General features: G+C 58.9%; 16 protein-coding genes. 8 read left to right on the top strand and 8 right to left on the bottom strand.

Going from position 1 to position 20,409, the window contains the following annotated elements:
- Positions 1–173: 173 nt before the first annotated feature.
- The 7 genes from EMQ_RS01555 (at position 174) to EMQ_RS01525 (ending at position 12,204) form a co-directional block, all read left to right on the top strand.
- Positions 174–764 carry a YjbE family putative metal transport protein gene (locus EMQ_RS01555; protein WP_010668623.1) on the top strand — a complete coding sequence of 197 codons (591 nt, stop codon included), beginning with the start codon at positions 174–176 and terminating at the stop codon, positions 762–764.
- On the top strand, positions 761–2,728 hold the full coding sequence (locus EMQ_RS01550; RefSeq protein ID WP_018308575.1) for a transglycosylase SLT domain-containing protein: 1,968 nt from the start codon (positions 761–763) through the stop codon (positions 2,726–2,728). The genes EMQ_RS01555 and EMQ_RS01550 overlap by 4 nt, the downstream gene beginning before the upstream one ends.
- A gap of 126 nt (positions 2,729–2,854) precedes the next feature.
- Positions 2,855–5,491 (top strand): DNA mismatch repair protein MutS, encoded by a 2,637-nt coding sequence (mutS, locus tag EMQ_RS01545; protein ID WP_048874259.1) that lies wholly within the window; start codon positions 2,855–2,857, stop codon positions 5,489–5,491.
- A 37-nt stretch (positions 5,492–5,528) separates the two neighbouring features.
- The gene (locus EMQ_RS01540; RefSeq protein WP_010668386.1) at positions 5,529–8,495 is read left to right on the top strand and encodes a [protein-PII] uridylyltransferase; all 2,967 of its coding nucleotides are present in this window, start codon (positions 5,529–5,531) and stop codon (positions 8,493–8,495) included.
- Between the two features lie 435 nt (positions 8,496–8,930).
- The gene (locus EMQ_RS01535; RefSeq protein WP_026200299.1) at positions 8,931–10,412 is read left to right on the top strand and encodes a prolyl oligopeptidase family serine peptidase; all 1,482 of its coding nucleotides are present in this window, start codon (positions 8,931–8,933) and stop codon (positions 10,410–10,412) included.
- A 56-nt stretch (positions 10,413–10,468) separates the two neighbouring features.
- Positions 10,469–11,653, top strand: a complete 1,185-nt coding sequence (locus EMQ_RS01530) for a DUF3500 domain-containing protein (RefSeq protein ID WP_018308578.1) — start codon at positions 10,469–10,471, stop codon at positions 11,651–11,653.
- Positions 11,650–12,204: a hypothetical protein gene (locus EMQ_RS01525; protein WP_010667804.1), complete on the top strand. Its 555-nt coding sequence runs from the start codon at positions 11,650–11,652 to the stop codon at positions 12,202–12,204. Before EMQ_RS01530 ends, EMQ_RS01525 begins: the two co-directional genes overlap by 4 nt.
- A gap of 11 nt (positions 12,205–12,215) precedes the next feature.
- On the opposite strand, the gene EMQ_RS01520 is transcribed toward EMQ_RS01525, so the two are convergent.
- The 3 genes from EMQ_RS01520 to lipA form a co-directional block, all read right to left on the bottom strand.
- A complete protein-coding gene (locus tag EMQ_RS01520) occupies positions 12,216–12,842 on the bottom strand; it encodes a hypothetical protein (protein ID WP_010667805.1) in 627 nt (208 codons plus the stop codon).
- A gap of 200 nt (positions 12,843–13,042) precedes the next feature.
- A complete protein-coding gene (locus tag EMQ_RS01515) occupies positions 13,043–13,537 on the bottom strand; it encodes a type II toxin-antitoxin system RatA family toxin (protein ID WP_010667806.1) in 495 nt (164 codons plus the stop codon).
- Positions 13,537–14,562, bottom strand: a complete 1,026-nt coding sequence (lipA, locus tag EMQ_RS01510; RefSeq protein ID WP_010667807.1) for a lipoyl synthase — start codon at positions 14,560–14,562, stop codon at positions 13,537–13,539. Before lipA ends, EMQ_RS01515 begins: the two co-directional genes overlap by 1 nt.
- Positions 14,563–14,784: 222 nt before the next feature.
- Between lipA and EMQ_RS01505 the strand changes: the two genes are divergently transcribed.
- Entirely contained in the window at positions 14,785–17,007 is a 2,223-nt protein-coding gene (locus EMQ_RS01505; protein ID WP_010667808.1) for an ATP-dependent helicase, read from the top strand.
- Between the two features lie 88 nt (positions 17,008–17,095).
- Here the strand turns inward: EMQ_RS01505 and EMQ_RS01500 are convergent, their stop codons facing one another.
- From EMQ_RS01500 to obgE, 5 genes are all read right to left on the bottom strand, one after another.
- Entirely contained in the window at positions 17,096–17,251 is a 156-nt protein-coding gene (locus EMQ_RS01500) for a hypothetical protein (RefSeq protein WP_010667126.1), read from the bottom strand.
- 10 nt (positions 17,252–17,261) lie between these two features.
- Entirely contained in the window at positions 17,262–17,501 is a 240-nt protein-coding gene (locus tag EMQ_RS01495) for a hypothetical protein (protein WP_010667127.1), read from the bottom strand.
- Between the two features lie 144 nt (positions 17,502–17,645).
- The gene (locus EMQ_RS01490; protein ID WP_010667128.1) at positions 17,646–18,074 is read right to left on the bottom strand and encodes a cupin domain-containing protein; all 429 of its coding nucleotides are present in this window, start codon (positions 18,072–18,074) and stop codon (positions 17,646–17,648) included.
- Between the two features lie 62 nt (positions 18,075–18,136).
- The gene (gene proB / locus EMQ_RS01485) at positions 18,137–19,264 is read right to left on the bottom strand and encodes a glutamate 5-kinase (RefSeq protein ID WP_010667129.1); all 1,128 of its coding nucleotides are present in this window, start codon (positions 19,262–19,264) and stop codon (positions 18,137–18,139) included.
- A complete protein-coding gene (obgE, locus tag EMQ_RS01480; protein ID WP_010667130.1) occupies positions 19,261–20,298 on the bottom strand; it encodes a GTPase ObgE in 1,038 nt (345 codons plus the stop codon). The genes proB and obgE overlap by 4 nt, the downstream gene beginning before the upstream one ends.
- Positions 20,299–20,409: the final 111 nt, after the last annotated feature.

Here is a 20,409-nt window from a genome sequence, read left to right as displayed (position 1 = left end):
CTTCCAGGCTGGTAGTAGTGACCATTATGATATTTTTTACCTTTATCACCACGAACAGGTTGCCGGTTTTCAGCGAGGGTAAGTTCAGGGATCAGAAAAAAGACGTCGTGGATTGAGGAAAGTGCACATCTGCGGACTGGTCGCTTTCCCCTTTCCTGCGCTATAGCAGGTCCATGCTTTCGCTCTCCTCCCTGACGGCTCTCCTCCAGGTCGTCCTGATCGACATTACTCTGGCAGGGGACAATGCCATTGTTGTCGGGCTCGCTGTCAGGAAACTTGAGGCGAAACAGCGCAGAATCGCTGTTCTTGTCGGTGTTGCCGCCGCCGCCCTGATCCGTCTGGGTCTGGCGCTTATCGCCACCCAGCTGCTCGGCATCATCGGCCTGCGTTTTGCGGGCGGACTGCTGCTGCTCTGGGTATGCTGGAAAATGTATCGGGAATTGCAGACCCCCGAAGATCATGATGATGACAGCGCCCCCACACCCGGCGGACTGCGCTCGGCCATCACCCGGATCATCATCGCCGATCTGTCGATGAGTCTCGACAACGTGCTGGCTGTCGCGGGCGCTGCGGGCGAGCATATCTGGGTGCTGGTCAGCGGACTGGCCATCTCGATCCTGCTCATGGCCTTCGCCGCAACCATGATCGCCAAACTGCTCGAACGATTCCGCTGGATCGCGTGGATTGGACTGCTGGTCGTCTTCGGTGTGGCCGTGGAACTGGTCTACAAGGGTGGTGGTGAAGTGCTGGGGCAGCTTTCGTGAGCCGCTTCCGCTCTGTCCTACCGGTCAGTTTGGCGGCCCTCCTTTCAGCCTGTTCGACATCACCCCAGGCGCTTTCACAAACTTCCGGGGCACCGCCACAATGGCCGACTGAACAGCAGGCTGCGGGAAACGGCCAGATTGACGCTGTCGCAGGGCGACTGACGACATGGCTCCAGCTGGTGGCCCCATACAACGCCGCCATCCCTGCCCGCACCTATGCCGATTTCCTCTCGACCCGTCCGGTCTGGCCACGCTGGTCCATCATTCAGGCCCATTATGAACGCGCCCTGACAGCAGAACCGGACAACACAACCGTTGCCGATCTGTGCCGCACACAGACACCCGGCACCGCATCCGCACTCAGCCGCTGCGCGCAGGCAATGGGGGGGGCAGACTCCCTCCGAGCCGCCGGGGTCGCGGCATGGCGCAATGGCAATGACACGCAGCAGGACGCGGCCGCGCTTCAGTCCCTGTTCGGATCGGCTCTTACGCCTGCCGACAGTTGGGCGCGTTTCGAACGCGAAGAACGTCGTGGACAGCTACAGGCCACCGCCCAGACGATCGCGTCATTGGACAGTGGTCATGCTGCCCTCGCTTCCGCGCGCCTCGCCCTGCGACGGAATGACGCCTCTGCCGAAGCGCTTCTGGCGCAGGTGCCGCCTGCATTCGCAAACGACGCCACGCTCTTTCTCGACCATGCCCACTGGCTGGAAAAGAACAACCGTCCCGATGACGCTCTGGCCCTGTGGCGGACAAGCGGTTTCCGGACCGAAGAAAATGTCGCTCCGGACGCAAGAGGGCGGTTCTGGATTGAGCGCGACAGGCTGGCCCGTGATCTGATCGATCAGAACCGGGCCGCCGACGCGTTGATTCTGGCCGATGACACGCACCAGACCAGCGATCGTAATCGCGCAGACGCCTTTTTCCTGAGCGGTTGGATCGCCCTCCGCGCCCTGCATGATCCTGCCGCGGCCGAACCGCACTTCCGCAAACTGACCGAAACACCGTCCGTGCTGAGCCGCGCACGCGGGTTCTACTGGCTCGGGCAGGCGCGGGCTCAGGCGGGCGACATGACGTCCGCGCAAGCCAACTGGCGACTGGCGGCAGAAGCGCCGGAAACCTTCTACGGCCAGATGGCAGTTGCAAAACTGGCAGGTGCCGGCAACACGCTGCTTGCCCCAACGGAAGTGCCTGAAGCCTTGGTCACGGCCCTGAACCAGTGGCGAGCCGCAAGTGCCGGCAATGAACATGCGGCGACAGCCATCGTCACCCGTCTGGACGGCAGCGAACTCGCCCGCGCCGCGCAAATTCTCGTCTCGTGGAATGACCCCACCCACGCACGGGATTTTCTGACCCTGCTTCTGGCGCAGGACAATGACCCGCAGGACCGTGAAGCCATCGCCGCACTGGCGACACGTATCGGCCTTCCCGACATCGGCGTGGCCGTCGCCCGCAAGGCCAGCAAGGAGGGCATCAGCCTGCCCGATTATGGCTGGCCGGAACCATTCCAGCCCCCTTCATCCGACCTGCCATACGGCTTTGCGCTGGCCCTGATGCGGCAGGAAAGCAACTTCAACCCTGATGCGGTCAGTTCCTCCAACGCCATCGGCCTGATGCAACTCCTTCCCGCCACGGCGAAGGAAACCGCGCATCAGGTCAGCGCAGGCTCCGTAACCATATCTGCCTTGCACCAGCCGGAACTGAACATGCAGCTTGGCACGGCCTATCTGAGCCGCGTTTATAACCGGCTCGGCAATGTGGTCGAATACGCCGCCGCCGGGTATAATGCCGGTCCGCACCGTGTCAGCCAGTGGCTCGAAACACGCGGCGATCCAGCCCGCACCGGTGCTGATCAGGATGCCTTCATCGACTGGATCGAACAGATTCCGCTGGAAGAGCCGCGTAATTACGTGCAGCGCGTCTGGGAAAGCATTGCTGTATATGCGACGCAGCGGAAGCATTAAGCGAAACCTTTACCTCTGACAGAAACAGTTCCGGAGACAGTTTTGGCAACGACCGATCAGAAGACCGGCGCAACAGCACGCTCCTCCAAAAAGCAGCGCCTTTCCCCGGAAGGCGCGTCGCCTGCCATGGCGCAATGGTTCGCGCTGAAAGCAGAGAATCCCGACTTCCTGCTGTTCTTCAGGATGGGCGATTTCTACGAACTGTTCTTTGATGACGCGATCACGGCCGCCGCCGCGCTCGACATCGCCCTGACGGCTCGCGGCTCGCATGGTGGCGAGCCAATCTCCATGTGCGGCGTGCCGGTCAGCGCGGCGCAGGCCTATCTCTCCCGCCTGATCCGGCGCGGATTCCGCGTCGCCATCGCCGAGCAGACAGCCACACCGCCTTCAAAACTGCCCGGCAAGAAAGCCACCCAGAAAGGCCCGCTGCCCCGTGCAGTCGTGCGATTGGTCACCCCCGGCACGCTGACCGAGGACGAACTTCTCGAACCCGGTCGCTCCAATCTTCTGATGGCGCTCGCAGCGCATTCTGCCCGACGTGGCACCGTTGAATGGGGCGCGGCATGGATCGACATTTCCACTGGCCTGTTTGAGACAGCCCGTTGCGCGGATGCGGAACTCGGTCACCTGCTCGCCCGCCTCGACCCCGCCGAAATTCTGGCCCCGCCAGATCGTGACCTCGGCGATTTCGACCTACGACGTGCTCCCGGCGAACAACCACCTTCAGCACATACGGCCCGCACCCGTCTGGCGGAAGCCTTCGGTGTCGCCAGTCTGGATGCGTTCGGCACCTTCAGCGACGCCGAGGCCGCCGCCGGTCTCATGGCGCTCGATTATGTCCGAAAATCACAGGCTGGTTCCCTGCCCCGTCTGGCGCATCCGGTGCCGCAGGAAGATAGTCACACCCTCGGCCTTGATCCGGCGACACGCGCCAGCCTCGACCTTCTCCGCGCCCGCGACGGTAGCAGCGAGCACACTCTCTTCTCCGCCGTAAACCGTACGGCTACCGCCCCCGGCGCAAGACTGCTGGCTTCATGGATTGCAGCCCCTTTAACGCTGCCGGACAGGATCAGCGCCCGTCAGGCATGCTGGGACTGGCTGAAAGGCGACACACCTCGCGTCGAACTGCTGCGCCAGACACTGCGCGGCGTGCCGGACATAGACCGGGCGCTCGGACGGCTTTCGCTCGGACGCGGTCAGCCGCGCGATCTGGCTGCACTGCGTGATGGCGTCACTGCGGCCCACAGGATCGCGGAAGAACTAGCTATCATCGCACCGGACACAAGGCCGGATCTGATCTCGAAAACCCTGAAACATCTGGGTGAATGTGACACGCTGCTTGCGGAACTCGACCGGGCGCTGGCGGATGAACTTCCCGCACGCCTTGATGACGGCGGTGTCATTGCGACCGGCTATGATGGTGAACTCGACGCCTATCGCACGCTCCGCGATGACTCACGCCGTGTCATCGCCACACTTCAGAACGACTATGCCCAGCGCTTTGGCGTCGCGAGCCTGAAGATCCGTCACCATGCGCAGCTTGGCTATGTGATTGAAGTGCCGACAGCCTCCGGGGCCAAGCTTCGCGCCAACGAGGATCTCAGCTTCCGTCAGGGCACGACAACCGCCGCCCGCTTCTCGACCGAAGAACTTTCGGAACTCGACTCCCGCATTGCAGAAGCAGCGGAACGCGCCTCGGTCCGTGAACGTCAGATTTTCGGGCTTCTCGTCAATCAGGCTCTGGAAGACGAACACCTTCCACCACTCGCCCGAGCCCTCGCGTTTATCGACGTGATGCAGTCCTGCGCTTCCCTCGCTGTCGGGGAAACATGGTGCCGGGCCACCGTGGACGACAGCGAGGCGTTTACACTGACCGCCTGCCGTCATCCGGTCGTGGAAGCTGCTCTGGGCTCTGGCGTGCGCTTCACGGCAAACGGTTGTTCCCTTGCCCCGGACCACCGGGTGATGCTGCTGACTGGCCCCAACATGGCCGGTAAATCGACTTTCCTGCGCCAGAACGCATTGGCGGTCATTCTCGCGCTGGCCGGTCTGCCGGTGCCCGCGAAATCCGCCCATATTGGCATCGTAGACAAGCTGTTCTCCCGCGTCGGCGCGGCGGATGATCTCGCCCGTGGCCGCTCCACCTTCATGGTCGAGATGACGGAAACGGCGGCCATTCTCAATCAGGCTGGTCCACGCTCGCTGGTTGTCGTCGATGAAATCGGACGCGGCACCTCGACTCTGGATGGTCTTTCCATCGCATGGGCCGTGCTGGAGGCCATGCATTCCACCCTGCGGTGCCGTACCATTTTTGCAACACACTTTCACGAACTTGCCGAACTCTCGGGCAGCCTTCCCCGCCTTTCCCCCCACACCATGGCGGTGAGGGACTGGAAAGGTCAGGTGGTTTTCCTGCACGAGGTTATCCCCGGATCAGCCCGTAAAAGCTGGGGCGTGCATGTCGCAAAACTGGCCGGTGTGCCGATGCCTGTTGTGGATCGTGCGTCGCGACTTCTTAAAGAGCTGGAAAAGGACCATGCAACCGGCCCAGCTCCGCTACCGCTGTTTGACGACCCTCCTTCCGGCGTGTCGGAAGAAGAGCCTGAACCCGCACCGGCAGCTGATTTTACCAGATATGAAGAAATTCTTGATACGATCAGGGATTGTGATCCGGATTCCCTGTCGCCCCGGGAAGCTCTTGCCGCATTGTATGATCTGCGTAAATTGACGCTTGAAGCGCAGAGCCTTTCTGTAAGAGAATGAGAACCCTTTAGCTTTTTTGTCGAGCACTTCCGCTATCATGCCCAGTCTCAAGGTCGAAGGTATCACCAATCCAGTGCTGTCAGACATCCCTGATACGGCGTCCCATGACCTTCTGGAAATCACGCTGACTCCGCAGAGCCTTGGGCTGCAGCTCCAGGAAGCACTGGCTGAACATGCTGGCAAAAACGGCAAGGTTGCGGATCGTGATGTCGCTCTGGCGATTTTCCGACGTCATCTCGGACGGTATCAGACCGATGTCCGGCAGCGTTTCGAAAAGCGGGAACTGAGAGGCGTTCAGGCCGGCAAGGCGCTCGCCGCCTTTACGGATGAACTCGTGTCTTCCCTTGTAGTGTTCGCCTCCAATGCGCTTGGCGGCGGGGAAGCGCTTCTTGATCAGATCAGCATCGCGGCCACGGGCGGATATGGCAAAAAACTGCTGGCGCCGTTCAGCGACATCGACCTGCTTTTCCTGACACCCGAAGAGCCCTCGCAGGATGTGCTCTCCCTTGTGGAATACGTGCTGTATTTCCTGTGGGATCTTGGTCTGAAAGTCGGCCACGCGACCCGCTCGATCACCGACTGCATCGCACAGGCGGAAGCCGATACGACCGTCCGCACGGCGCTGCTCGATGCGCGGCTGCTGGTCGGCAGCTTCAGCCTCTTCGCCATGTTCGAGGCGCGCTTCATCGTCGCCTGTGTCGAAGCCGGATCAGCCCGCTTCATTACCGACAAACGGGCGGAACGCGCGGAGCGTCACCGCCGCTTCGGGGAAAGCCCCTATCTGGTCGAGCCCAACATCAAGGAAGGCCGGGGCGGTCTGCGCGATATGCAGACGCTCTACTGGATGTGCCGCTACACCTTCGGCACACGCCATGTCTCGGATCTTCTGGCCCCGGAATTCACCCGTCTCGGCTTCATCACCGAACAGGAAGCTGCCCGCGCCCGTCGGTCCTGGGATTTCCTGTGGACCGTCCGCTTTCATCTCCATTATGTCGCCGGTCGTGGGGAAGATCGCCTGACCTTCGACATGCAGCCCGTTCTCGGTGGCCGCATGGGCTATACGCGCCATGGACGGCAGAATGGTGTTGAGCGCTTCATGCGTCATTACTTCCTGACTGTCCGGGAAGTCATGCGTCTGACGCACATTCTCGAGCCGACCATCATGCGCATCGCACTGGGTGCGGCCGCCCATGTGCTCAAGGCCGATGACGCCATGCGTGAGGCAGGCTTCACCCTGCTCGATGGTCAGATTCTTCCGGCCAAGGGCGTCTCCTTCGATGACGAGCCGATCAAGATGTTCGAGATCCTCGAACTCTCCCGCAGCCGTCATGTTCCGATTCATCCCCTCGCCCGTCAGCAGTTGATCCGCTGGGAGCGCCGTGCCGCGACCCTGCGCTCTGACCCGCGCGCTTCCGAAATTTTCCTTGAGCTCCTGTGTGACGAGCGACCGACGACAAAGCCGCGTCGACCGGCCCCCAGTCGCACAGATGTCCGGACGGCGGAAGCGCCTCATCCGGTCGAAATCGATAACGGGCGCCGCCTCGACTATGTCCACTGGCTCCGTATTCTCAACGAAAGCGGCCTCTGGGGCGCGCTGATCCCGGACTGGTCGCGCATCGTCGGGCAGATGCAATTCGACACGTACCATATCTTCACCGTCGATGAGCATACGATCGAGGCGCTGCGCATTCTCCGCTGCGTCGAAACAGGCACGATGGCGGACGAGATTCCCGTGGCCTACGACCTCGCGCGGGACATCCAGTCCCGCCGGGCGCTCTACATGTCGGTCATGATGCATGACATCGCCAAGGGACGTGGCGGCGACCACTCGGAGCTTGGCTCGGAACTGGCGCTGGAGCTCTGCCCCCGGCTCGGAATGTCGAGCGAAGAGACCGAAACGGTTTCATGGCTGGTGCTTCAGCATCTCCTGCTCAGCCATACGGCATTCCAGCGTGACATCGACGATCCCAAGACCATTCTGGACGTGGCTGACGTCGTGCAGTCCCCGGAACGTCTCCGTCTGCTGCTGCTGCTGACCATCGTGGATATGCGGGCCGTCAGCCCGCGCGTCTGGAACGCATGGAAAGCCACGCTGCTGCGCGAACTTTACACCCGTGTGGCCGAAGTGCTGGAAGGCGGTCTGGCCACTCCCGAACGCGACATGCGCGTGGCCCACAGCAAGGCGATCATCGCGGAAAATCTGGAAGAAGAAGGCTTCAATCAGGCCGACATCAACCACTTCCTCGACCTGGGCTATGCCGGTTACTGGCTCTGCTTCGATCAGGACACGCTGCTGCGTCATGCCCGCCTGATCCGGGAGGCAGAATCCCGGTCCGCGCCATTCGTGATCGAGACCCAGCCTCTCCCTGCCCGCGGCGTCACGGAAGTCACGATCCACACGCAGGATCATCCCGGTCTGTTCGCACAGATCGCAGGCGCCATGGCGCTGGCGGGCGCTTCCATTGTCGATGCCCGTATTCACACGCTCAGCAACGGTATGGCGCTGGATACGCTCTGGATTCAGGATGCGACCGGCGAGGCCTTTGACGAACCGCATCGTCTGACGAAGCTCTTCTCCATCACCGAACGGGCGCTGAGCGGACGGCTGGATATCGCTACCGAGATTGCGAAAACCAACGCGTCAGGCCAGCTTCTGTCACGCACACGTGCCATTCACGTGCCGCCCCGTGTCGTCATCGACAATCGTGCGTCCAACTCGCACACCGTCATCGAAATCAACGGACGTGACCGTCCCGGTCTGCTTCACGACGTCGCCAGCGCCCTGAACGAGATGCGTCTGCAGATCTACTCCGCCCACATCACCACCTACGGCGTGCGCGCCGTTGACGTGTTCTACGTCAAGGATCTGTCGGGCATGAAGGTGACAGACGAAAACCGCCTGAAAAAAATCCGGGATCGACTGATGGCGGGATTGAAGAAGGTTGAGGCAAGCCTCAATTCAGGTTTTCATGAACCCGAACTGACGGCGGACGAACCGGAATAAATGCCGGTTCATCCAGCCCTGTCCGGACATGGAAGCCTCTCACCAGACACTTTTTTTCTGAAAGCGCTATACCCGGCTTTGTTGTGACACGATCACACAGCCTGATTGCACAGCATTAAAGTTACCAAAGAGCACTGAATAATTCGCCAGTGATGTCAGTAATCCTCTGTCTTTTGCCGACTTCATTCGGCAGACACGCATGTTTCCAAGTTTTTCAGACAATAACAAAAAACCTCATTATTCACTCAAAACACTCTGGCATTTTGCAATCCCATTCAGAAAACCGATTATGTTGATCTATAGGCCGGAACTGGAAACCTCATTACTGATTTTCAGACTTCACGATCACGGCTAGATGCGACACAATTGCAATAAGTGTTTGATCAGGTCGGATCACAGGATCGTTCCAGCCTGTCTGAATGGATGGAGAAAAGCATGGCCGAAGTGTCGAGGCGAAATTTTGTGGCCGGCGCAGCACTGGCGGGCACAGTCTCAGTCATGGCCATAGGCGCGAGCCGGACCGCCAGCGCTGCGGATCATCCCGGCGGCGGTTTCATGGCGGCCTCCTCCAACATGGAAGACGGTCCCGGACCCCACGAAAAGAAACAGCCCGGCATCCAGCGTATCTGCGCAGTCTGTGAAGTCACGGGCGGCGGCGAAAAAGTCTACGGCATTGCCGTCGAATATGACGTCAATATTGATCCGGCCAGCCTGCACTCCGACACTTACACAGCGGCTGTTTTTCCTGCCGCCAAAGGATTCTTCCCGGGTATGCCGCAGGAGCCGAACAAGAACGACACGACGGCCATCGCACAGCAGCGCCCTGTCATGGCGGTTTACACAAGTGATCAGCCGGGCCTGCGTCCTGATCGTAAAAGTGCGTCCGGACGTTATGTCATTGCTGAATTCGCCCACGATCCTGACCTGAGCCTTCCGACCACGGACAGCGACAAGGTGACCCTGATCCAGAACAAAAGCGTCCGGACCACCAGCGGTGCCGTTTATGCCGCCAGCCGAAAGCTCTGGACCAATGCAGGTCACAGGGGAAATAACGTCACAATCCGTGGGGTCGATGACTGGGAACAGAGCCACTGGTGGTGGGATGACACCCGTTCCGCATGGCTGGAATACAGCATCTATCTGCCGAAATCCTTTCTGGAAAAAGGCGGTGAAAACAGATCCTATCCCCTCGTGCTCGCCGTGACCCATTCGGGAACGAGCTATGACGGCACGTGCGCGCAGACCCTGACAGAACAATGTATCGCCAGTATCTGGAGCCTGCCTGAAGAACAGGCGAGACATGAATGCGTGGTGATCACCCCCCGCTACGAACGCACAACGATGAACGATTACTGGGAACATACGTTCGATGTCGAAAATACCGGGCGGCTTGTCGAATCTCTTCTCAGCAACACATGGAATTACGGAAACCCCAACCGGGCGGACCGTGCCGACAAGGTCCTGAAAATCGACCCGAAACGGGTATACTGCACGGGTTGGTCCATGGGAGCGATGACCTCGCTCTGGCTTATGGCCAAACATCCGCAAACTTTCACTGCCGGTCTCATCATTGCCGGACAGCAGCGTCCCGCCGACATGGCGCCTCTTGCGCATCAGAAAGTCCTGATCATTACCGGAACCGAAGACGACAAGGCCACGCCCTGGAACGAGAAATGTATTCCCGTCTGGGAGCAGGCTGGCGGTAAGGTCGTCCGTCCCAAGGGAACACTCGATCCGGCGCTTATTTTTCCAATAGACCAGCAGGAAAAACTGACTGTGGAGATCAACAGTTATCTTGAACAGAAAGGAAACATTACGTTCCTTACCTTCCAGGGCGTTGATCACATGGGATCAGCACGCAAGTTTTTTCATATCAGGGCCGCAAGAGACTGGCTGCTCAGTCAGGCCAAGGCATAGACCTTCAGGATCTGCACTCTTGTGGCCAATAGATTTAAAAAACGGGACATGCACTGATGCATAAAAGCTTTTTATTAATTGGCAGCCTTATTCTGGCTGCCTCCCCTGCCCTTGCAGAAAAACCATCATCAGCCCTTTCGTCAGCCTCAACACCAGAAAGCACAACAGCGGCAGCAGTAACCGCTGGTCGTGCGTTTCTGGCGACCTTTGACGCAGCCAGCCGTCCAAAGGTCCAGTTCGCCTTTGTCGAAAAAAAGTTCGGCACACTCATCCGTTTTCGCAGAACGGCTCCGGATCAGCCAGTCGCTCCCGTGACTGGCGAACAGGCCAAAGCACCGGTCAGGCGTGGGCCGGGCATGGGCCCACCGGAAGGTTTTATCGGCGAACAGTATGGCGTCGGAATATGGTCCAATTACCCAGTGAGCGATGTGCTGCGTCCGGGGCTTCAAATGGGGCAACTGACACCGGACCAGAAAGCCGCAGCGTTCCATCTTCTGCAAACACTCCTGAGCGCCAAAGGTTATCAGAAAGTGCAGGACATCATGGGAGCAGATCAGGCCCTTTCAGAGACCGAAACGCATTTTGCCTCAGGTCAGGCCGTCTATACGATTGCCATATTGGGCGAACCCTCTGAGACCACTCCCTGGATGGTGCAGTTCGGGGGCCACCATCTGGGCCTGAACATTGTAATCGACGGTCCGCATGGCACCATGACTCCAACCCTGACAGGAGCCCAGCCAGCCCTGTTCAAACGTGGCAATGAAACCGTTCGCGTTCTCTCTGGCGAAAATGACAAGGCTTTTGCATTTCTGAACAGCCTGAGCGCCACCCAGCGGGCGCAGGCCATCCTTCCCTATCAGGTTGCGGATCTCGTTCAGGGTCCGGGACATGACGGAGAAAGCATCATCCCGGAAGGGATCAAAGGCTCGACTCTGACCACACAGCAGAAAGCTCTTCTGATGGAGGTCATCACGGAATGGGCAGGCATCATCAACACTACCTACGCCGCTCCTCATATGCAGGAAATCCGCGACACCCTGAACGAGACGTGGTTTGCATGGAGTGGCCCGACCACACATGAACCCAACCGCAATGGCTCGTCCTATTACCGTATTCAGGGACCACATCTGTGGATCGAGTTCTCTCCACAGGGCGTGGGTGGCGACCCTACCCTGCATGTTCACACGGTCTATCGTGACCCCAGCAACAGCTATGGCAGCCGGTGGTTTACAGCGCAATGACCATAAAAAAGACTGCACTGCTGCTGGCTATTGTCTCGCTGAGCTTTCCCGTCACAGCTTCGGCGCATCGGCTGGATGAATATCTTCAGGCGACAACAATCGGCCTTTCCGACCACAGTATCGCGCTGCATCTGCGCCTTACACCCGGAGTGGATGTTGCTGACGGTGTTATCCGCCAGATAGACCAGAACGGAGATGGCAATCTATCCGTTGCGGAACAGCAGACTTACGTGGCCCACATCGCACAGACGTTGACCCTTTCGATCAACGGACAGCCTCAGCCCTTGTCGGCGAAGACCGCAACCTTTCCTTCCCTTTCCGCCATAAAAAACGGTGCTGGCACAATCGACATTCAGTTCACAGCAAAAACAGATTTCAAAAAGGGAGACTACACGCTTACCTATGATAACAAGGGAGCCGGTCCGGACACCGTCTGGCTCGTCAACAGCCTGATTCCACAGAGTCCGGATATCTGTATTACACAGCAGAAACGTTCAGAAAATCAGTCTCATTACGAACTGCGCTTCAAGGTTAACAGCTCCTGCGAATGAAGCATGACGCATCACATGTGATGACTGCTGGAAGCGTCTGAATCGCTATCAGTCGAAACGCCTCCCATACCGCCGCCTCCGCCGCCCATATCTCCACCACCACCGCCTTTTCCGCCGCCCTCTCCCTTCTCACGTCCTCCGCCTGAACTGGCGGGGCGGCTTGGACCCTGACGGGGAATTTCGAGGGTGGACGGAATACGTTCGATATCCAGCGCCTTGCGGATAAAGTCCCGCAGGGCAACGACCAGATCGTGCGTATGGACATTGCGGCCCTGCACCAGCTCAGAAGCCGCTTTCACAGCCAGACGAACATGCTCTTCTGTTCCGAGAAGAATGATATCGGAGAGTGCTGACTCCACAGCATCCCGGATACGCCGGGCACGATCAGTGCTCCCTGAAAGCTCAAGAGAGGACACATCCGAGGAACCGCCATCACGCTGCTTCATATCCCGCAGATGAAGTGGACTGACACTCAGATCGCCCGTAAAAGAGCCTCCCAGCGTCTTGTAAGCCGCGATAAGTGTCCTGATCCGTTCATTGATCTGGCGGTTCAGCCGTTCCCGGCGCTGCTGGAGCGTCAGCATCATGATAAGCCGTACGCCAACACCCAGAAGAGTCAACAGCGTCAGGCCGATCATCGTAATCAAGGCGCTATGCCACGAACTAAAATCCAGGCTCCGCAAACCGGTCTCCTGCCAATCGGATGTGACACCATGAAATGAACGGCATCATCAGAACCAGTTTAACGTGAAAACTTTCAGGAGGTTACGGGCGTCACAGTTCAAAATGAACAACATCTCAGTCAAACGGACCATTTCAGTCCACAGAGACTGATGAGTTACGCGCCCGAGCCTGATACCGTCCGCCCAGCCACCGATGCGCCAGCCTTAGCCCCCAGAACTGGCGGCCCATAAATCTCCCGAGCCCGCCGGATGAAGGCCGAGACCATCAGACGAACGGCCTCGTTGAACACCACTCCGATCGCCGCCTGAAGGAGGCGCGAGCGGAACTCGAAATCGACAAAGAAATCGACAAGACAGCCATTGGCGTCAGGTGTGAATGTCCAAACATTGTTCAGATACTTGAACGGACCTTTTTCATAGGTAACGCGAATCGTCTTCGGCCGATCCAGCGTCACGCGGGAGCGAAAGGTTTCCCGAAAAGGCCCAAAACCAACGCTCAGATCGGCAAGCAGTTCGCTGGACGTTGATGACACAACACGAACATTCGCGCACCACGGAAGAAACTTCGGATAGCTACCTACATCCGCGACAAGGTCAAAAATCTGCTCGGGTGTATAGTTCAGTACGCGGCGTTCTGAATGGGTAGGCATCAGGAAGTCTTCACCTTGTCACTCTGTTCATGCGGCGCTGATCCGCGATTGCGAAGCTGAGCCTCACGCGCCTCACGCAAGGCCGCAAAATCGGCGTCCGCATGATAGGATGAACGCGTTAACGGCGTTGCACTGACCTGCAGAAAGCCTTTCACACGCGCCATGGCGGCGTATTCAGCGAATTCTTCCGGCGTCACAAACCGCGCAACGGCAGCATGCTTCACGGTCGGCTGGAGATACTGACCCATCGTGATGAAATCGATGTCCGCAATACGGAAATCATCCATGACCTGCGCCAGTTCCGCTTTCTCTTCTCCCAGACCCAGCATCAGACCGGACTTGGTGAAAATCGACGGATCAAGCTGCTTCACCCGGTCCAGCAGGCGCACGGACTGGTAGTAGCGGGCTCCGGGACGAATGGTGGTGTAGAGACGCGGCACCGTTTCGATATTGTGGTTGAACACATCCGGACGGGCTGCCACCACCACTTCCAGAGCACCGGGCTTGCGCAGGAAGTCGGGAGTCAGCACCTCAATGGTCGTCTCCGGAGACGCCTTGCGGATGGCGCCGATGACCTCAGCAAAGTGCTGCGCGCCACCATCCGCCAGATCGTCACGGTCCACGGACGTAATCACCACATGCCTCAGACCAAGCTTGGCCACAGCATCCGCCACACGAGTCGGCTCATCGGCGTCAAGCGCATGCGGCAGGCCTGTCGTCACGTTACAGAACGAGCAGGCGCGCGTGCAGATCTCACCCATGATCATCATGGTGGCGTGGCGCTGCGACCAGCACTCACCGATATTGGGGCAGGCCGCTTCCTCACACACCGTGACCAGCTTGTTGTCGCGCATGAGCTTACGCGTCTCATGGTACACGGGATGATTTGGCGCTTTTACACGGATCCAGTCCGGTTTCCGTGCAATAGGATTATCCGGACGATGCGCCTTTTCCGGGTGGCGCGCCGCCTGAACTGTCTTGTCCTGCGCCGTCTTGCGATGATCAATCAAAACGCGAACGCTCATTGGTTCCTGTCCCGGTCTCGTCGAGCCTCAGAAGTGAGACGACATGGCGCGCACGTCAAGCGTTCTGTCAGCAGATCACGGACAAGCTTTCGCTAGCAAGACAAAACGGAGGAAGAGGTGTAACCCTTTTCCCAAGCTTTGCCGCAGGCACGGATAGGGAACAATCCCTCTCTCATCGCCTGTTACAGTGTGATGAAACAGAGACGATAAAGACCTTATTACGTGACGACATCCTCCCACCTTGATCGCCTCAACCCCGAACAGCTCGCCGCCATCGAGACAACCGAGGGGCCCCTGCTCGTCCTAGCAGGCGCAGGCACCGGCAAGACAAGGGTTCTTACCACCCGCTTCGCCCATATCCTGCTCTCCCATCGGGCGAAGCCGTGGCAGGTTCTGACCGTCACCTTCACCAACAAGGCCGCGCGGGAGATGCGGGAGCGGATCGGGCGCATCCTCGGCGAGCCAGCGGAAGGGCTCTGGCTGGGCACGTTCCATGCCCTCTGCGCACGGATGCTGCGCCGTCACGCTGAATATGTCGGCCTGACCAGCGGCTTCCTGATCCTCGACACCGATGACCAGATGCGTCTGCTCAAGCAGGTCGTCGAGCCGTGGCGGATTGATGTCAAACGCTGGCCGCTGAACGGACTGCTCGGGATCATCCAGCGCTGGAAGGATCGCGGCCTGATCCCGGACGGCATCACTCCGGCCGAAAGCACCGATTACGCCGATGGCCATGCCCGCGCCATCTACGCCGCCTATCAGAGCCGTCTGCGCGAACTGAACGCCTGCGACTTTGGCGACCTGATGCTGCATGTGGTTGAAATCCTGCGCACCCGCCCGGATGTGCTGGAACAGTATCAACGTCTGTTCCGCTATATTCTGGTCGACGAATATCAGGACACCAACACGATCCAGTATCTCTGGCTGCGCCTGCTCGCACGCCGTGAGGGTGAACCTTCCAACATCTGCTGTGTCGGGGATGACGACCAGTCGATCTATTCATGGCGCGGCGCGGAAGTGGAAAACATCCTCCGCTTCGAGAAGGATTTCCCCGGCGCGAAGATTGTCCGTCTGGAACGCAACTACCGCTCGACCGCACAGATTCTGGGAGCCGCCGCCGGTCTGATTGCTCACAATGAAGGCCGTCTGGGCAAGACTCTCCGCCCCGGTCGGGACGACGCACAGGGCGAACTGGTGCATGTCGTTGGCGTGTGGGATTCCGACGCCGAGGCTCGGGAAGTGTGCAGTCGCATCGAAAATCTGTGGCGCAACGGGCACCCACTTGGCGAATTCGCCATTCTTGTGCGGGCCGGATTTCAGACACGCTCCTTTGAAGAACGGCTAGTGCAGACCGGCATCCCTTATCGTATCGTCGGCGGTCTTCGCTTCTATGAACGCGCCGAAATCCGCGATGCGATCGCCTATATGCGACTGCTGATCAACCCTGCAGACGATCTGGCCTTCGAGCGTATCGTCAACCTTCCCAAACGTGGCGTTGGCCCTGCCGCTCTCCAGAAACTGCATGCGCAGGCCCGCGGCCAGAGAAGCTCTCTCTACGTGGCGCTTGGAGCACTCCTTGAATCAAAGGGCTTCAAGGGAAAATCAGCAGAGAAACTGGCTGCTTTTCAGGACTGTTTCGTTCAGCAGCGTGCGCTCCTTGAAAAGGAAGGCCATGTTGTCGCTGTCGGCGCATTGCTCGAAGACAGCGGCTATCTGGAAATGTGGCGTGAGGACAAATCCCCCGACGCCCCAGGACGGCTGGACAACCTAAAAGAACTGATCCGCGCCCTCGCCGACTTTGGCACGCTCGGAGAATTTCTCGAACACATCGCTCTTGTGATGGATGCGGAAGGCACGAACGAGAACGAGCGCGTCTCGGTCATGACCCTGCATGGCGCAAAAGGGCTGGAGTTCGATACCGTCTATCTTCCCGGTTGGGAGGAAGGCGTATTCCCTTCCCAGCGCACGGTGGATGAAGGTGGAGACAAGGGGCTCGAAGAAGAGCGGCGTCTGGCTTATGTCGGAATCACCCGCGCCCGCTACCGCGCCACGATCCTGCATGCGGCCAATCGCCGGATTTACGCCAACTGGCAGGAATCCATGCCGAGCCGCTTTCTCGATGAACTTCCCGACGAATACGTGGATCGCGAGGGCGAGACTGCCACCCGGAAGGCCCGTCAGGACTACTCCGGCTTTTTCCGCCCCAGCGTATTCACTGATGAGGTGACAGGTTCAATGTCGCCGCTGGTCGCAAAGAAGCGTCGTTCAGTGCATGACGAACTGGCGGAAAGTGCGCCCAAAATCGAAGTCGGCGCACGGGTTTTTCACCAGAAGTTCGGCTATGGCGTGGTGATTGGCGCGGATCGTGGCTCGGCAGAAGTGGCGTTTGAAAAAGCCGGAGCCAAGCGGGTTATGGCGTCTTATTTGCAGGTGACCGGAGAGTAAGTCTGTCCGGGCATACGGAAAGAAAAGAGGCTTTCAATCCTTATAGATTGAAAGCCTCTTGCTCTTCTTGCAGGCTTTTGAGTGTCTCTCAGCGTTGAGAGAGCTGACTTTCGAGCTTTTTCTTCTCTTCTGTCAGTGCATGCACATGTTCCGGATTGTCCTTTTCGGCACGGGCCAGTTCACGCTCTACCTCTTTCAGACGGTGAGCGAGATTCTCGGCGGATGGTTCGTGATGTGTCGTCATGATCTTGCTCCTATTTCCGGTCCAGCACCTTGCGGGCGAGAGTCACGATGTTGGACTTCTCTACGCCTTCAGGATTATGTTGTGCCTTTTTCGCAATCTCGCGCTCCAGCTCCGAGGCATGTTCCCCGCCCTTGAGCACAAAATTCGCCAGCTCCGTGACTTCAGCTTTCGTCAGAAGCTTGGGCTCCTTGACTGCCCGCTCGGCAAGAGCATGCAAACTGCTTGTTTCATGAGGAAGTTTGTCAGCCATGTCGATTTCATCCTGTTCTGATCATGAAATTTTCAGACCTAAATGTGGGATCATGATCGAAAGGATAACAGGGCCACAAACGCGGGACAGCGATGCGTACAAACTGATCCAGAAACAGGAACAGTCATCAGTACCGCTTGCGCCCTACTCCGGATGACCGGGAGCCCATCCGGGAGGAGCCATCTCGAATTCTGAAAACATAAAGCCCGGCGCCACCATGCAACTGACCAGCACCCAATCCGCGTCCGTGTCCGCCGCCTGCCACTCACCCGGCTCGACACAGGCCTGAAGCACCTCACCATCAGCAAGGTCCTGCCCAAGACAGCACGTCGTCACCTCTCCGCCGGACCATGTATGCAGGCGCAATGTTCCCCCACCCTGATGCAGCCAGATCTCCGATGCGTCGATTTTATGCCAATGCGAGCGTTGGCCGCGTTCCAGCAGATAATAGATCAGCGATGCGCAGCCTCGTTCATCATGCCCGAAGTGACGATCGCGCCATGTCTCGCGATACCAGCCCCCTTCAGGATGTGGCGCAAGTCCAAGCTGGGTGATGATGTCCTGTGCATTCATGAACGTTTCCCCTCACCACTGAAGTCGTCGGATTTCACAGGCACACCGCCATCTTTAGTCACTCAAAGCAGGACCAGATTATCGCGGTGAATCAGTTCGTCATGCCCCTGCCAACCGAGCACACTCTCAAACTCTTCTGAACGACGACCGGCAATCCGACGCGCATCTTCTGCCTTATAGGCGGACAGCCCACGCCCAAGTTCGTCACCGGTTTTGCTGACCACACGCACCAGATCGCCGCGGCTGAACTCACCTTCAACCATCGTCACGCCAGCTGGCAGCAGAGAGCCTCCCTGCACCAGCGCCCGTATCGCACCGTCATCAATGGTGATGTCACCCATGGGCGTCAGACCACCGGCAATCCAGCGTTTACGGGCGGAGCGACTATCGGTTCCCGGCAGAAACCATGTGCAACGCGCACCATCGCGTAGAGCCGCCAATGGATGGGGCCGCTTGCCCAGAGCAATGGCCATCGCACAGCCGGAATCCGTAGCAATATGAGCCGCCACGAGCTTCGTGCGCATACCGCCGGAAGAATAACCCGGCGGAGGAGCTCCCCCCATCGCATCAATTTCGGCAGTCATCGCGCCGACCACCGGAATGTGCTGCGCGTCCGGATCATTTCTGGGGTCAGCGGTGTAGAGCCCGTCAATGTCAGACAGCAGAATCAACTGGTCGGCATCGATCATCTGCGCGACACGGGCCGCCAGGCGATCATTGTCGCCAAACCGGATTTCCGCCGTCGCAACCGTATCGTTTTCATTGATAACCGGCACACAGCCAAGACCGAGAAGCGTGTCGAGCGTTGCCCGCGCATTCAGATAACGGCGACGATCTTCCGTATCATCGGGTGTCAGCAGCAACTGGGCAGCGGTCACCCCACGTTCGGACAGCACACTGCTCCATGCCTGCGCCAGTCTGATCTGACCGACAGCCGCCGCTGCCTGCTTTTCTTCCAGACGTAGCGCCCGATGCGGCATCCCCAGCGCATGACGCGCCAGCGCAATAGCCCCGGAAGAGACAAGCACAACCTCGGTGCCGGAAGCACGCAGCGCCGCAATATCATCGGCAACGCTGGCCAGCCACGCTTCACGAGGGGCCGCAAGTTCCGGATCGACAAGAAGGGCGCTGCCGATCTTGACGACCACGCGTCGCGCCTGCGCCAGCGAAGGTGTGACTGAATCCGTCATGCTTCAGAGTCGTCCGTTTCAGCATTTTCAACACGCTCGGCACGCGCAGCTGCAACCACATCATACAGCGCCCGCAACACGTCATCGACGCCCTGCCGCGCGACACCGGACATGACCATGACCTTTGAGCCTGAAGCCTTTTCCAGCGCACGCTTGCGACCGGAAATCTGCTGTGGCGTCATGGCGTCAGCCTTATTGAGAACGATGATTTCCGGCTTTTCGGCCAGACCACCACCGTACTCATCAAGCTCGGTCCGGATGGTGCGCCATGCCTCAACCACATCGCCCGCAGCACCATCAATCAGGTGGAGCAGAACAGCGCAGCGTTCGACATGCCCAAGGAAACGGTCGCCGAGACCATGACCTTCATGAGCGCCCTCAATCAGTCCAGGAATATCGGCCAGCACGAATTCTTCCGTCATCGACAGACGGACAACACCGAGTTGCGGATGAAGCGTTGTGAACGGATAGTCCGCAATTTTCGGACGGGCTGCCGACACGACAGAAAGAAACGTCGATTTCCCGGCATTGGGGAGGCCAACCAGACCGGCGTCCGCGATCAGCTTCAGACGCAGCCATACCCACCGCTCTTCACCCGGCCATCCCTTGTCAGAGCGACGCGGTGCACGATTGGTGCTGGTCTTGTAATGAGCATTACCAAAACCGCCGTCGCCGCCCTTGCACAGCACGATGCGCTTGCCTGCCTTGTCGAGATCAGCAAGCAGCGTCTCCCTGTCATCATCCATGATCTGGGTGCCCACCGGCACCTGAATCACGACGTCCTGCGCAGCAGCACCCGTACGGTCGGAACCAGCACCGTTGCCGCCTTTACGCGCCCGGAAATGCTGGGTGTAGCGAAAGTCGATCAGCGTATTGAGGTTATCGACAGCCTCGAAAATGATGTCTCCACCCCGGCCACCCTTGCCGCCGTCAGGACCACCAAACTCGATATATTTTTCACGCCGGAAAGCGGTGACACCATCACCGCCGTCACCCGAGCGTACATAGATTTTGGCCTGATCGAGAAACTTCATCACTGTCACCTGACATCCTGCAGGCGACAAAAGCCCTGACAGGGATACAAAAAGGGCCGATCCAAACCGGATCGGCCCCTGTCTTGCGTCTAGACGCGGGGGATCCCGCGC

Source organism: Acetobacter aceti NBRC 14818 (assembly GCF_000193495.2).
GTDB lineage: Bacteria > Pseudomonadota > Alphaproteobacteria > Acetobacterales > Acetobacteraceae > Acetobacter > Acetobacter aceti.
The sequence above is the reverse complement of the archived record's forward strand: the minus strand, read 5'-3'. Positions and strand labels throughout refer to the sequence as shown.

Bases quoted from the DNA above. Each gene is read 5' to 3' on its own strand.
- EMQ_RS01535 (WP_026200299.1), top strand. From the start codon at position 8,931: ATGGCCGAAGTGTCGAGGCGAAATTTTGTGGCCGGCGCAGCACTGGCG.
- lipA (WP_010667807.1), bottom strand. From the start codon at position 14,562: ATGAGCGTTCGCGTTTTGATTGATCATCGCAAGACGGCGCAGGACAAG.
- EMQ_RS01530 (WP_018308578.1), top strand. From the start codon at position 10,469: ATGCATAAAAGCTTTTTATTAATTGGCAGCCTTATTCTGGCTGCCTCC.
- EMQ_RS01495 (WP_010667127.1), bottom strand. From the start codon at position 17,501: ATGGCTGACAAACTTCCTCATGAAACAAGCAGTTTGCATGCTCTTGCC.
- EMQ_RS01500 (WP_010667126.1), bottom strand. From the start codon at position 17,251: ATGACGACACATCACGAACCATCCGCCGAGAATCTCGCTCACCGTCTG.
- obgE (WP_010667130.1), bottom strand. From the start codon at position 20,298: ATGAAGTTTCTCGATCAGGCCAAAATCTATGTACGCTCGGGTGACGGC.
- mutS (WP_048874259.1), top strand. From the start codon at position 2,855: ATGGCGCAATGGTTCGCGCTGAAAGCAGAGAATCCCGACTTCCTGCTG.
- EMQ_RS01520 (WP_010667805.1), bottom strand. From the start codon at position 12,842: ATGATCGGCCTGACGCTGTTGACTCTTCTGGGTGTTGGCGTACGGCTT.
- EMQ_RS01525 (WP_010667804.1), top strand. From the start codon at position 11,650: ATGACCATAAAAAAGACTGCACTGCTGCTGGCTATTGTCTCGCTGAGC.
- EMQ_RS01490 (WP_010667128.1), bottom strand. From the start codon at position 18,074: ATGAATGCACAGGACATCATCACCCAGCTTGGACTTGCGCCACATCCT.
- EMQ_RS01515 (WP_010667806.1), bottom strand. From the start codon at position 13,537: ATGCCTACCCATTCAGAACGCCGCGTACTGAACTATACACCCGAGCAG.
- EMQ_RS01555 (WP_010668623.1), top strand. From the start codon at position 174: ATGCTTTCGCTCTCCTCCCTGACGGCTCTCCTCCAGGTCGTCCTGATC.
- proB (WP_010667129.1), bottom strand. From the start codon at position 19,264: ATGACGGATTCAGTCACACCTTCGCTGGCGCAGGCGCGACGCGTGGTC.
- EMQ_RS01540 (WP_010668386.1), top strand. From the start codon at position 5,529: ATGCCCAGTCTCAAGGTCGAAGGTATCACCAATCCAGTGCTGTCAGAC.